The following is a 13,347-nucleotide window of genomic DNA, read 5'->3' as shown; positions in this document are numbered from 1 at the left end:
TGTTAAAAAAAAATCACAGCAACTGGATGTTTGCTAAGAAGTCTATAACTTTTTGTGCTGGCATTTCACAAGGTTTTAATAGCTCTGAGGCAGATGTTACATAGTAGTTTAGACTAATGAAATCATTTCCTTGCAATTCTTTGGCGTATATCTTAAATGACCTACCGTTGTTATAGGTTTCTTTGGTAATACTATATTTTGCTTGATTATATATTCCTTCAGAATACCCGTTGGGAATATTTTTGATAGTATCTAGTAACATATCTCTTATCAGGAACTACAAGACAACATCGAACACCCTACTTTATTTCTTGCCCATTCTGGTCGTTTTGCAAACCATTTTTGATGCTCTGGTTGATCATCGTATGGTTTTTTCAACAATTGATACAATTCGTCTATCAACTTATAATTACCTTCATCAGCTTCATCAATTGCTAACTGTGCCATATAATTTCTAAGAACGTATTTTGGATTCACAGTATTCATTTTTTTCTTTCGCTCTTCATCAGTCATTAACTCTTCCTTCAATCTATCATCATATTTAGCAAACCAGACATTCCAACGTTCTAGTAAATGATCTTTTAAATCATCAGGACTATAAAATGCTTCTTTCACAGTTTGTAACCCTTTTTCAGGAAATCCTTTTTTATAATTAGCAAGGTTCCTAAAAAAAATGGTCATATCAGTTTCGGTAAGTTGTAATAGTTCTTCAAAATCTTTGATGAAAAGATGATCTTTTTTGGACTTTGAAAAAACACCTATTTTAGAAAACATCATATCGATGTATTCAATTTTATAAGAATTTTGATAGTCTTCTAATACTTTTTCTAATGGATCTACCTCTTCAATTAAAGGGTATAGAGCATTTGCTAGTTGATAGAGATTCCAAAGAACAATTTCCGGTTGTGTTCCATACCGGTAACGTTTAAATTGACGATCAGTAGTATTAGGAGTCCACCCCGTATCAAACCCTTCTAACCAACCATACGGTCCATAATCAATGGTTAATCCTAGAATAGACATATTATCTGTATTCATAACCCCGTGCACAAAACCTACACGCTGCCAATCAATCACCATTTTTAAACTCCTCTTACTAACTTCTGACAAAAGTGATACGTAAGCATCTTTTCCGGTGTTTTTTATTTCCGGGAAGAAATGTTTTATGGTGTAATCCGTCAACAATTTTAAATTGTTATGATCACCGTAAGCAGCCAGAATTTCGAAATTACCAAATCGAATAAAAGAAGGTGCTACTCTACATACGATAGCTCCTTTTTCGTAAGCTGCATTACCATTATACATAATATCCCTTAACACCATATCTCCGGTGATTGCAAGAGATAATGCTCGCGTTGTAGGAACTTGTAAATGATACATGGCTTCACTACACAAATACTCCCTTATAGAGGATCGTAAAACAGCTAATCCATCTGCACTTCGTGAATATGGAGTTTCTCCCGCACCTTTTAGTTGAATTGCCCAACGTTTAGAATTATGCACAATTTCTGCTAAATTAATTGCACGCCCGTCTCCAAGCTGCCCGGCCCAGTTTCCAAATTGATGTCCTCCATAATGCATTGCATACGGTCTTGTGTTATCCAACACTTCATTACCTGTCATTATTTTCAGAAACTTATCAGATTGAACATCTCTTTCAGAAAGTCCTAATTCTTGCATCATTTCTTTAGAAACGTGTAGTATTTTGGGATTAGAAGTCTTTTTTGGATTCACATAAGAAAAACAAGCATTTCTAACTTGTCTGCGAGTATTCTCTTCAATTGGATCCGCGGGTAGTTCCTCAGAAAATGTATTTTGGATCGTAAGTTTCATTTTAGACTTCGTGTATTGAATTTAATATAAGAAAATAGAAACAATCATCACTCCTACAAATGCAATGGGCACTATAAACATCATATAGACAAAGGAAACTAAATTTGCTTTGAAAAAAGCCGATATCCAATTACTTTTATAAAAATTTCGAAAAGCCAGTATCAGATATAAGATAAACGAAAGATAGAAAATTGTCTTCAACCAAATTGGAATATCTATCAACGCGTTTCCTAATATCAAAATACACAGAGAAGTAAAAATAAAAGTAAAAAAATAAAAACTGAATACCATATGATGTGCAAAAGCACCTCTTCCCCAATAAAAAATTTTTAAAATAAAGGCAAACAAAGGTAGCATCAAAAACATCGTTATAGGGATAGTATCATACAATGTTTTAAGAATACCACCTCCTTTCTTTTCATAGAACTTAAGAATCTGCGTATAAAACTTTTTGGTAATAGCGCTATCATCCTTCTCCAGTCCCATAGCCTTCAACTTCTCAGCTTCTGAAGCATTATTAGAAATGAGAGAGTCTAATACCCTACGATTAAAATTAAAAGAAAGTTCGGGAGCGTTTTGTTCTGCAGACATTACAGAGTCAATAACTTTCATATCTTCTTCGGATATTTTGGCAAGTGCTGCATTCGCTTTTATCGCTTCTCTAGCTCTTGCTATACCAATAGAATCCTTCATCAATCCTAATGAATCAAGCTTAATTTCTCTGTCAAATCCTTTTTTAAAGGTTTGATTTAGCGTATCATCTGCCTTCCTGACGCTAAAAGAAAAAGAAAAAAAGAATACTACCGATATAAAAAGATAAAACTGCGCCGGATGCAAATAAGAAAGACGTTTCCCATCTACAAAACGTCTTGCTAAAACACCTGGTTTCGTCATTAATGGAATAAAACTTCTAAAAAAACGTGCATCGATAGAAAAATAATTACTAATCGTATTACTAAACAATACACCAAAGGTTAGTTTATCAGCGGTTTCTTGTCCACAATAAGGACAATAATCAAAAGACTCATCAAATGACTTTTCACAATTTTTACATGTATCGATTCCCGACATCTTACCTATTTATTACCCTTATGTAACGAAATTACAAATATAATTTGATCTATTTATCAAGGTTTACGCCTAATCTCCCATCAATGTCCTTACATTAAAATACTTGTGGGGCTATTTTTGCAATCACTTAACAAAATCACACACAAAATCATGTATTTTTGGCAAAATCAAATTAACAATACTCACATATCTTTTATGAAAAAAGTAATTTCTGTTTTAGTCATAACGGCATTCATTGCTGCTTGTGGAACTACAAAAAATGCAACTACGCAATCAGCAAAACCCAAAGTTGAAAAAAATCCCGTTACCTATGCAAATACGATAACTGCAGAAGATCTGAAAACCGCTTTATACACCTACGCATCTGATGAATTTCAAGGTAGAGAAACCGGTGAACCTGGACAAAAATTAGCTATTAATTTTTTAAAAGATCACTATGTTAAATATGGTATTCCTGCGGCAAAAGATGATGGAAATTACTTTCAGGAAGTACCGCTAGAAGTAGTTGGCACTCCAGAAGTTAAACTTAGTGTAAATGATAAATCTTTTACTTATAAAGATGATTTCTTATCTCTAGGTAGCGGTATAACAGACATTCTTTCTTTGGATGAGATTGTTTATGCTGGTTATGGTATTGAAGACAAAAAGTTTTCTAGTTATGCCGATATTGATGTTAAAGATAAATTTGTTCTAATCAAATCGGGCGAACCTAAAAATGCAGATGGAACCTTTGTGGTTACTGGAACATCAGAGGCCTCTAAATGGTCAAATATGCGACAACAGTTTGCTGCCAAAAGTAATGTTGCAAAAGAAAAAGGCGCTAAAGCCATATTATTCTATTTTCCTGAGGTGTATCAAATGGCGGTAGCACAATTTGGTAATGGATCTGATAGAATGTCTCTCTCTGAAAATAAAGAAGGGGCTTATTTTTTTCTTATTAATACAGAATTAGCGAAAGCTCTTTTAAGCGATATAGAGGCTAATGATAAGAGTACTGCTATAAAGACTAAAATGATAATAGATTATAAAAATATTTCTGAAAAAATTACTTCAGAAAATGTTGCTGCTTTTATTAAAGGATCCGAGAAGCCTGAGGAAGTTATTGTAATTTCAGCACATTTGGATCACGAAGGAGTAAAAAACGGAGAAATATATAATGGAGCTGACGATGATGGATCTGGTACCGTTGCTGTAGTAGAAATTGCTGAGGCTTTTGCAAAAGCTGTAAAGGATGGTAATGGTCCTAAACGTTCTATTCTATTTCTAAATGTAACAGGTGAGGAAAAAGGGCTATTAGGGTCTCGTTACTATACAGACATGGATCCCATTTTCCCATTAGAAAATACCATTACCAATTTGAATATAGATATGATTGGTCGTACTGATCCAAAACGAAAAAGTGAAAACAGAAATTATGTATACCTAATTGGTAGCGATAAATTAAGCACTGAATTACACAATATTTCTGAACAAGTAAATACAAAATACACAAATATTGAATTAGATTATACGTATAATGATGAAAATGATCCCAATCGTTTCTATTACAGATCGGATCATTACAATTTTGCAAAAAATAATATTCCAGTAATCTTTTATTTTAACGGAACTCACGATGATTATCATCAACCAAGTGATACTCCTGATAAAATTGAATATGATTTATTGGAAAATAGAGCTAGACTTGTTTTTTATACTGCTTGGGAACTAGCAAATAGAGAAAAACGAATTATAGCAGATAAAGCTACTAAGGAATAATCTTCTAATTTAAATTAAACGAAACCCCTGAATTTGATTTCAGGGGTTTTTAATACAAATCCATCTCTATAAATCCATAAGAAACTAAGCTCTCATGTTTTACAGTCTTGGGGTAATAAACTCTTAAATATTTCTTTCTCATTTTAATGTTTTGAAATCAATAATTAGTTGATCAATGGAAGCCCTATTTAGTCCATCATATATTCCGCGGTTATGTTTATTTTTATTAATTCATAAAAAATTCTCTGTATTCAGGAAATCATCTTCACTCTCTTCAACGCCCAGATCTTCCTCTACAAAATAATGATCCCTTCCTAAATCATAAACTTCCTTTGTGTCACCAGTCACCAAGTGCAATTTATTTGATATAATCTCTTTTTCTTTGGCATATCTTTATAATACAAGAACAGGATCATATTCTGGAGTAACAGAATGAGATAATAACAAGATTGTAGTATCCTCCTTAAATTCTTTCTGAAGCTTAGACATATGGCCGTGTTACATTATATTGTTTGGTGAACCCATAAATTCTCCACCAAAAAGCACAATTAGATTTCCAAAATAATATTCATTGATAATGTGATAATGATAATTTGTTTCTCCATTGCTGTGCGGTGTTACTCCAAAATGTCCACCAGACTTGTCTAAGTCATTTGGGTAACTTCCATCAGGTTCTTTTCTTCCATAAATTAGAAATCCATCTGCCATAATTCCAACTAATTTTTCATCATCGTGAGAAAGAATAGTATTTTCTGGTACGCCCATAGATTCTGAGTGGTAATGGTAACCTGATGGGCCAACGTGGCCTCCTGCATAATCAAAAGTCTCGGCAATTTTTTCTTCTAAAGGTCTGTTAGGACCCTCAGAATCATTAAAAATAGGCGCTCCTGTTACGGATATACCGATTGGTCCTAAGCCAGTAGTTGTACTTTTAACTGCCAAGCCTGGTGCAGAAGATACAGTAAGCATAAAACTACGGTCGCGATGACTACCTATACGTCCTGGTGTTTGCGCAACAGCGACTACGGGTTTAATGTATAAAGAATCTGTTTCTTGCCAATAGGGTGTGGTATGATTAGGAAGACCAGTAGATTCAATAGTGATTTCACTACCATCAAATGAAACGGTAACTGAATTAGGATTAAACTCATCAAACGCAGTCAATGGTGTTAGCTTACCTTGAGCGGTTTCTACAGGTTCATATTTCCTTCTACCTCCTTCGGGTCTTTCCATTCTGGGTTCTCTGGGTGATCTTTCGTCTCTATTTATAGTTTCAATTGTATTAGATTTCTTAGCTTTATCTTGATTTTCACTAGTAACCAATTTTCCACAAGAACATAATACCATTGCACCCAATATAACGGTTGTTACGATTTTTAATTTCATTATAGCTTGAGTTCATATTTTAAAGAGTCATTCTACTCTTTTTTTAGTGTTTTTATATCTGCTATCAGTTGACTGATTGCCGCTTTGTTTAAACCGTTATAAATACCTCTGATATGACGATTTTTATCGATAAGCACAAAATTTTCCGTATGTAAAAATTCATCAAGATCTTTATTTGTTCCTAAATCTTCTTCAACAAAATATTCCTTTCGCCCAAGTTTGTAAATTTCTTGTTGAGTTCCTGTCACTAAATGCCATTTATTAGAAAGAACACCTTTGTTTTTTGCATATTCTTTCAATACAGAAACCGAATCTTTTTCAGGTGTTACAGAGTGGGACAGTAAAATAATGTCGTCATCTTTTAGGAATTCCTCTTGCAAAATTTTCATATTAGCAGTCATTTTCGGGCAAATACCTGGACAAGACGTGAAAAAGAAATCTGCTACATATATTTTGTTTTCAAATGTTTTTTCGGTAATTTTTTTTCCATCTTGATTGATGAGACTAAATGTCCCAATTTTATGAAAAGTGGTTAAAGCATCGGCGTCTGCTGAAATCCACCGAGGTGTGAAGGTAGTTTCGTTATAATAGGGTAATGTTTCAACTCGACTATTATTAGACTCTGTTTGTTTGCAACTTACAAAGCATAGTAAGAGTAATATAATGCTGTTACTTTTCATATTTTTTTAGATTTTGATCTTTCAATCCATAGCATAATGAAGTTTTTTTCATCCCAAAAATTCTTCCGTTTTTTGCTTCATAATTGGCATATAAATCGCCATTCTTTCTAAAGGCTTGTTGAATACCTTCTTCTTTACCCATACTTAAATTCAACTTTTTGTAAAGTTCTCCAGTTTTATACCATTGTTTTTGTTCTCCGTGGGCTTTACCAAAGTGATAATTTAAATGTGCTGTTAATGTATATATCGAATCATTAGACCACAGTTTTTTTTCTCCGTGAAGCTTCCCATTATGATATGTTGCTACTTGTTTCATTTTACCATTGCGAAACCAATAAGTAGATTTGTTTTGTTTTTTCCCATTAAGTATTCCTATTTTTTCTTTGAGTACGCTATCTTGATAAAAAGAGACCATATATCCTGAAAATGGCACCTCGTTTCTTGAAAAAGTAGAAGTTTTATTATCGTATTTTATTTGCTCTTTATCAACATTAAAATTTGGAATCCGTATTTTGATATTACTTTGATTTTCGTTTAATACTACTTTTGTATTATTTTTTTGATTACAACTAATATTTAAAATACCTAATACTACAAATAGCACAATTTTAGTCGATTGCAAATAGTCTAACTTTTCATAAAAAGCCAAACTATTTTCTTTAGTATTAAAAAAATTTCGCATTATAATATAGCATTTGGTGTTCCTTGCAATTGTCCAGCAAAAAGAGCTACTATAGTTCCGAAATAGTATTCGTTAATAATGTGATAATGATAAACTTCAACTCCATTACTGTGTAATGTTGTTCCAGAATGCCCACCTGAAGCATCTAAGTCAGAAGGATGAGATCCATCAGCTTCTCTTCTACCGTACAATAAAAATCCATCAGCCATAATACCAACTAATTTTTCATCATCAAATGAAAGTACTGTGTTTTCAGGCACATCATAAGCCTCAATGTGATAATGATAACCAGAAGGACCATTATGAGCTCCAGCATAATCAAAAGTTTCAACAATTTCTTCTTCTAAAGGTCTATTAGGGCCTTCTAAATCATTAAAAATAGGAACACCAGTTACTGCAATTCCAATAGCTCCCAAACCTGTTGTAGTTCCTGTAACAGCTAATGCTGGTGCAGCAGGAACGGTTACAGTATAGCTCCGGTTTCCACCTATTCGCCCTGGAGTTTGTGCCACTGCAACGACAGGCTCAATGTATAATGGATGCGTTTCTTCCCAATAAGGCGATGTATGGTTAGGCAAACCATTTGATTCAATGGTAATTTCATCTCCATTAAATGATATCGTAACTGCATCTGTATTGAATTCATCGAACGCAGATAATGGGGTTTTAATTCCTTCATCTGTTACATTATCAGAATTGCTATCATCATTATTACAGGATGTAATGAAGAATAGTATGACTAAGAGTGGATATATTAAATTTTTCATATTAAAGCGGTTTAAAATTCTATTTTGTGTTTCTTTTTGAATTTTTTGGAGTTAACTTATTTATAATCTTATTATTATAGAACATCTACTGTTCTCTCCTTGGAAGGCCTTTTCTATCTGGCTTTGGTGCTTTCTCCAACTCTTCTTTGGTAATAAATCCATCTTCATTAGTATCGATTTTAGAGAAATCTCTTCTCAAAGGTCCTTTTACTTCTTCTTCCGTAAGCTTTCCGTCTTCGTCAGCATCCATCATTTTAAATATTTCTTCTACAGTTGGAGGTTTATGATCTTTTCCCCTTTTGTTATTAGATTGCGCATTTGATGTGCAAGACATCATAAGAAGCATCACTCCTACTATGAGTCCAACATTCACTTTGTTTCTTTTTAAATTCATATCTATATGTATTATTAGTTATTATATAGACTATTAAATTAAGTAAAAGTAGTAGAGCAAAGCCCTGTTTTCAACCAATAGCACTATCTTTTCAGTGAATGGTAATTTATATTCAACAGATAGTATTTATAAAAAGAATCTATACCAGGTTTTGCAAAATCACTGACGTTATTTTTACTTAATTTGCAATATGACTACATCAAAAAGGTTCCTTTTCCAAATACTTTTGTGGCTGGCAGTTTGGATAGTTTTATCATTCGGCAGGGTTTATAATCATAGAGTCTTTGTTGAAAATCTGGTATTGTTTTGCTTTCAGGTTTTTCTTATCGCCAGTCTCATATTTTATTTGGCAGAGAAATTTTTATTTAAGAAAAAGTATCTGCTTTTTTTAGTGATATCAATATTAGGTATTGTTATCTGTACATTGATTGTATCCAACTTATTTGCACCTTCAAGAATGTCTGCGATTGGAGAATTAAGACCTTTGCGCAGAAGGCCCCCATCCAATTTTTTGATTACATTATTGTTTTTAACCATATCTTATGTTATCGCTACATTTCTAGAGACTTTCCTATTTGCACAGAAAAAAGAAGAAGAAACTATCCGGAGTAAAAATGAGAACCTTCAGACTGAACTCAAATTACTTAAGTCGCAGATCAATCCTCATTTTTTATTTAATTCACTCAATAATATTTATGCACTTTCAGTAATAGATTCTGATAAAACACAAGAAAGTATTAGTTATTTATCCGATATGTTACGTTATGTACTTTACGAGTGTGAGCGTAACTTTGTGCCTATAAAAAAAGAAATTACCTATATTGAGAACTATATAAAATTATTTTCGTTAAAAAGCAGTAATCCTTATAATATAACCACCGATTTTAATAGTATTGATCAATCAGTATCCATTGCACCAATGTTATTTATACCCTTTATCGAAAATGCGTTTAAGCACAGTAATATTGAAAAACCAAATAATTCCTTTATCAGAATAAAAATCGTTACTATGTCCGGTAATGTTACGTTAACTCTGGAAAACAGCATTCCGAAAGAAAAAATACATAAGGATAAACTAGGAGGAATTGGAATCGAAAATGTTGGAAAAAGATTAAATATCTTATACCCTAATAAACATCAGTTACTTATTAATGAGTATAACGATGTTTTTAAAGTAGAACTGAACATAAATTTGATAGATTATGCTTAAATGTTTGATCATAGATGACGAAGAACTAGCAAGAACACTTCTTAAAACATATATAGACAGATTAAATTTTATCCAAATAGTAAATTCTTTAGAGAGTCCTCTGGATACGATTGAAATTATTCAAAATGAAGCGATAGATGTAATATTTTTGGACATTCAGATGCCAGAATTAAAAGGTACTGATTTTGTAAAAATGATTCCTTCATCAACACAAGTAATTTTTACAACCGCCTATTCTGAATACGCGCTGGAAGGGTTTGAGTTAAATGCATTAGATTATTTATTGAAACCTATCACTTTTGACCGGTTTTTAGTTGCGGTAAATAAGGTTAAAAAAGAAACATCGTCAGCAGCAGAAGACTCCATTACCATCAAATCCGGATATGATCTGTATAAAATTAAATACAATAATATTCTTTACCTAGAAAGTAACAGTGAATATGTTATGTATTATACTAACGAAAGAAAAATAATGAGTTATCAGACTCTAAAATTACTGGAGGAAATATTGCCAACTACCACATTTATGAGAGTACATAGATCCTTCATCGTAAATAAGAATAAAATCACCGCTTTAAAAGGAAAGGATCTTTTTATATCCGAGATTAAAATCCCCGTAAGTTCAAGTTATTATGAACGAGTTAAAAATCAGTTGTTTTAAAAACAAAAAAATAAGGGATTTAACCCTTTTGTATATCCGTTATTTAACCCTTGAACCCTATTTACAAAACAGATAGATTTGCCACAAACTAAAATTATTTCAATTATGGCACAATCATCTTTTCAAGTTCAGACGTATACCTACTATAATTGGTCATCTAGGAATACCGGAAAAACCAATTTAATATTAAGAGGCTCGGGCGGACAAACCTGTTCTGTTTGGTTTCGTGAGGATCCTGACGCGATCCTTCCGGAAGCTACCCAATCCGGTTCTTATTATAGTTTTTATTATCATCATAATCAACTTCAACATTTAATTGATATGCTACGAAACGAAAGTCCGATTTATGTGTATTTTAATAATGACAACGGATTTAACAATTCCAGAATATCAACAGCTAGTGAACCTGTTGGTGAAGGAGAATTGAGTTAATGGCGACATCATAGTCTAAGATTTTAAATCGGAAAGCTGTTTTACTTTCCGATTTTTTATTTACTTGATGTTATACTTTTTCTGGAACAAGAATTTAATTCTGGATAGATCAAAAATCAAACAGTATTGGGATTTATTTAACTCTGCTCCTGCTCCATTTTTAGTACTTTTAAAATCATAGACAATTCGTAAATCACTTCTCATGAAAACTTTCGTTACACTCATCACCTCACTGGTCTTATCTGTTTTGATTCATAATGCGCAAGCTAATTCTTCTTTAAAAATAAACTTTAAAACAGGTAATCCTGAAATCACTTCTATTCATCAAATGAGTTTTGGTCCAGAAGGCATTCTTTTTATAGGAGATAGCGATGCCGCTCAAGTAGTAGCTATAGATTTAAGCGAACATCCAAAGCTTGAAACTACCAAAATCAAAATGGACCAAATAGATAAGTTAATTGCAGATATGATGGGTACTACTATTGATCAGATACAAATTACTGATATGGCAGTTAACCCCGAAAATAACAATATTTACCTTTCTATACACCATAGTTCTGGAGTACCGATATTGCTACGAGTAGAAGATAATATGTTGAAACAAGTTCCGCTAGATAATGTATCCTACAGCAAAACATCCTTACAAAATCCAATAGGTGAAGAAGCAGAAGACAAACGCGGAAGAAAACTACGAAAATGGGCGATAGCTGACCTTACTTATGCAAATGGTAATGTTTTATTATCCGGGCTAAGCAATCAGGAATTTGCCTCTACTTTTAGATCTATTCAATTTCCTTTTAATGACAAACAAGCATACAGTTCGTTAGAAATTTACCACGCCGCACACGGTAAATATGAAACTCACGCACCGATTAAAACTTTTATTGAAACCAATATTAACGGAAATTCACACATCGTTGCTGGATATACCTGTACTCCTTTGGTGCTTTTCCCTATTAACGAAATTAAACCGGGTAAACATCATAAGGGAAGAACTGTTGCAGAATTAGGAAGTGGAAACTCTCCGGTAGATATGATTGAGATTAGTAGTGACGGAAACCGCTATCTATTAATTGCAAATAATAATAGACCACTTATGAAAATGGATTTCAAAGATCTTGAGACTTATCAAGGATCCTTAACTACACCAGTTGTCAAAAAAGGAGCCGCTGTTGGAGTAGATTATGTGAATTTACCCTTTGTAAATGTACAACAACTGGATAGATACGGCCAAGACGGTTTTCTAATTGTACAACGAGAATCTAATGGAAATCTAGCTTTAAAAACGGGAAATAATTGGTGGGTACAATAGAGAAATGTTTTCCTATAGATTTCAGTGGCATTCATAAAGGCATGAAGCATCACGTCTATACTCTATTAGCACTTCTATGTATCATATACAACTCTTATGCTCAATCTTCATCAAACTTTTCTTTTAGTGAGGACGAAATAGTAATAAAGAATAATAAAGCAACAAAAAGTAATCTTACTGTATTTAAAGGTGAAATTTCAGAAAACAACCTATCAGTTTCGACTCCGATCCTGGGAAAAACCATTCAAGGTGAAAAGGAAATTCGGTTTATTCCATTAATACCATTTGGTTGGAATCAAAAATACACAGTTCTTTTTAACGGTGATATTGAATATTTTTCATTACCAATCCCTGCAGGATATGAGCCTCTTACTGTAACAAATATATATCCTTCAGATTCTTTAGTACCTTCTAATATTTTAAAATGGTATGTAAAGTTTTCAAAACCAATAAATAAGGTAAATAGTTATAGCCACATCTCAATACTGACCGAGAAGGGTGATACACTGTCTAGAGCAATTCTAACTTTAGAAAATGTTCTCATTTCAGAAAATGGCACCCTTCTAACAGTATGGATGGAGCCCGGGCGACAAAAACGAGGTCTTATCCCTAATCAACAGTTAGGTCCTGTTTTTAAGGAAAAAGAAACCTATCGCTTTATGGTCTCAAAAGAAATAAAAGATATGAATGGCGTTTCAATGAACATAGGTTATAAACACAAATTTCAAGTAACAAGCGAAGATAGAACAAAGCCATCGATTAAGGACTGGAAAATAAATGTTCCAAATGTAAATTCGGTTTCCAAACTAATTATCCATACTGATGAATCTCTTGATTATGGTAGCTGTATTAGAAATATTATAGTGTTTGATAGCAATCAAATGGAGATTGAAGGTAGCTGGAATATTGATGATAAAGAAACTGTATTATCGTTTACCCCTTTAAAACCCTGGAAAAATGACAACTATCAGATTGTATTCTCTGAGGTAATTGAAGATCTTGCCGGTAATACGCTGAATAGATTATTTGATCAGAATATGAATAATGATCTGAATCCAAAATTCACTCCCAAAAGACATAAATTAGATTTTAATATAAAATGAAAAAGGCAGCGTGCACTGCCTTTTTTTAGTATAAGTAGGAATTATCTCAATAGTAGTT

Annotated in this window: 14 protein-coding genes; 6 read left to right on the top strand and 8 right to left on the bottom strand. The window is 32.9% G+C overall.

The annotated features are described in order from the left end of the window. Window positions 1-13: 13 nt before the first annotated feature. Genes ACE94K_RS14880 through ACE94K_RS14870 form a run of 3 tightly spaced genes read right to left on the bottom strand, consistent with a single transcriptional unit; the run spans window position 14 to window position 2,904 of the window. A complete protein-coding gene (locus ACE94K_RS14880; protein ID WP_378173852.1) occupies window positions 14-262 on the bottom strand; it encodes a peptide methionine sulfoxide reductase in 249 nt (82 codons plus the stop codon). Window positions 263-270: 8 nt separating this feature from the next. Continuing rightward, window positions 271-1,833, bottom strand: coding sequence for a YdiU family protein (locus ACE94K_RS14875; protein ID WP_378173849.1), 1,563 nt, complete (start codon window positions 1,831-1,833; stop codon window positions 271-273). A 21-nt stretch (window positions 1,834-1,854) separates the two neighbouring features. Beyond that, entirely contained in the window at window positions 1,855-2,904 is a 1,050-nt protein-coding gene (locus ACE94K_RS14870; RefSeq protein ID WP_378173846.1) for a DUF3667 domain-containing protein, read from the bottom strand. Between the two features lie 195 nt (window positions 2,905-3,099). Between ACE94K_RS14870 and ACE94K_RS14865 the strand changes: the two genes are divergently transcribed. Beyond that, window positions 3,100-4,662 carry a M28 family peptidase gene (locus ACE94K_RS14865; protein ID WP_378173843.1) on the top strand — a complete coding sequence of 521 codons (1,563 nt, stop codon included), beginning with the start codon at window positions 3,100-3,102 and terminating at the stop codon, window positions 4,660-4,662. Between the two features lie 498 nt (window positions 4,663-5,160). On the opposite strand, the gene ACE94K_RS14860 is transcribed toward ACE94K_RS14865, so the two are convergent. From ACE94K_RS14860 to ACE94K_RS14840, 5 genes are all read right to left on the bottom strand, one after another. Further along, complete coding sequence (locus ACE94K_RS14860; protein WP_378173840.1) at window positions 5,161-6,048, bottom strand: YHYH protein; 888 nt, start codon at window positions 6,046-6,048, stop codon at window positions 5,161-5,163. 32 nt (window positions 6,049-6,080) lie between these two features. Next, window positions 6,081-6,728 (bottom strand): SCO family protein, encoded by a 648-nt coding sequence (locus tag ACE94K_RS14855; protein WP_378173838.1) that lies wholly within the window; start codon window positions 6,726-6,728, stop codon window positions 6,081-6,083. Further along, on the bottom strand, window positions 6,718-7,410 hold the full coding sequence (locus ACE94K_RS14850; protein WP_378173836.1) for a toxin-antitoxin system YwqK family antitoxin: 693 nt from the start codon (window positions 7,408-7,410) through the stop codon (window positions 6,718-6,720). Before ACE94K_RS14850 ends, ACE94K_RS14855 begins: the two co-directional genes overlap by 11 nt. Beyond that, on the bottom strand, window positions 7,410-8,177 hold the full coding sequence (locus tag ACE94K_RS14845) for a YHYH protein (protein ID WP_378173834.1): 768 nt from the start codon (window positions 8,175-8,177) through the stop codon (window positions 7,410-7,412). The genes ACE94K_RS14850 and ACE94K_RS14845 overlap by 1 nt, the downstream gene beginning before the upstream one ends. 85 nt (window positions 8,178-8,262) lie before the next feature. After that, entirely contained in the window at window positions 8,263-8,571 is a 309-nt protein-coding gene (locus ACE94K_RS14840; RefSeq protein WP_378173832.1) for an EF-hand domain-containing protein, read from the bottom strand. Between the two features lie 391 nt (window positions 8,572-8,962). On the opposite strand from ACE94K_RS14840, the gene ACE94K_RS14835 reads away from it, so the two are divergent. The 5 genes from ACE94K_RS14835 to ACE94K_RS14815 all read left to right on the top strand — a co-directional run bounded on the left by ACE94K_RS14835 (window position 8,963) and on the right by ACE94K_RS14815 (window position 13,289). After that, a complete protein-coding gene (locus ACE94K_RS14835) occupies window positions 8,963-9,781 on the top strand; it encodes a sensor histidine kinase (RefSeq protein WP_378173830.1) in 819 nt (272 codons plus the stop codon). Next, the gene (locus ACE94K_RS14830) at window positions 9,774-10,442 is read left to right on the top strand and encodes a LytR/AlgR family response regulator transcription factor (protein ID WP_378173827.1); all 669 of its coding nucleotides are present in this window, start codon (window positions 9,774-9,776) and stop codon (window positions 10,440-10,442) included. The genes ACE94K_RS14835 and ACE94K_RS14830 overlap by 8 nt, the downstream gene beginning before the upstream one ends. A gap of 105 nt (window positions 10,443-10,547) precedes the next feature. After that, on the top strand, window positions 10,548-10,874 hold the full coding sequence (locus ACE94K_RS14825; RefSeq protein ID WP_378173824.1) for a hypothetical protein: 327 nt from the start codon (window positions 10,548-10,550) through the stop codon (window positions 10,872-10,874). Window positions 10,875-11,076: 202 nt separating this feature from the next. Beyond that, complete coding sequence (locus ACE94K_RS14820) at window positions 11,077-12,186, top strand: hypothetical protein (RefSeq protein ID WP_378173822.1); 1,110 nt, start codon at window positions 11,077-11,079, stop codon at window positions 12,184-12,186. After that, a complete protein-coding gene (locus tag ACE94K_RS14815; RefSeq protein WP_378173819.1) occupies window positions 12,174-13,289 on the top strand; it encodes an Ig-like domain-containing protein in 1,116 nt (371 codons plus the stop codon). Before ACE94K_RS14820 ends, ACE94K_RS14815 begins: the two co-directional genes overlap by 13 nt. The last annotated feature ends 58 nt before the right edge of the window (window positions 13,290-13,347 follow it).

The organism is Aquimarina besae (genome assembly GCF_042434905.1).
Classification (GTDB): Bacteria; Bacteroidota; Bacteroidia; order Flavobacteriales; family Flavobacteriaceae; genus Aquimarina.
The sequence above is the reverse complement of the archived record's forward strand: the minus strand, read 5'-3'. Positions and strand labels throughout refer to the sequence as shown.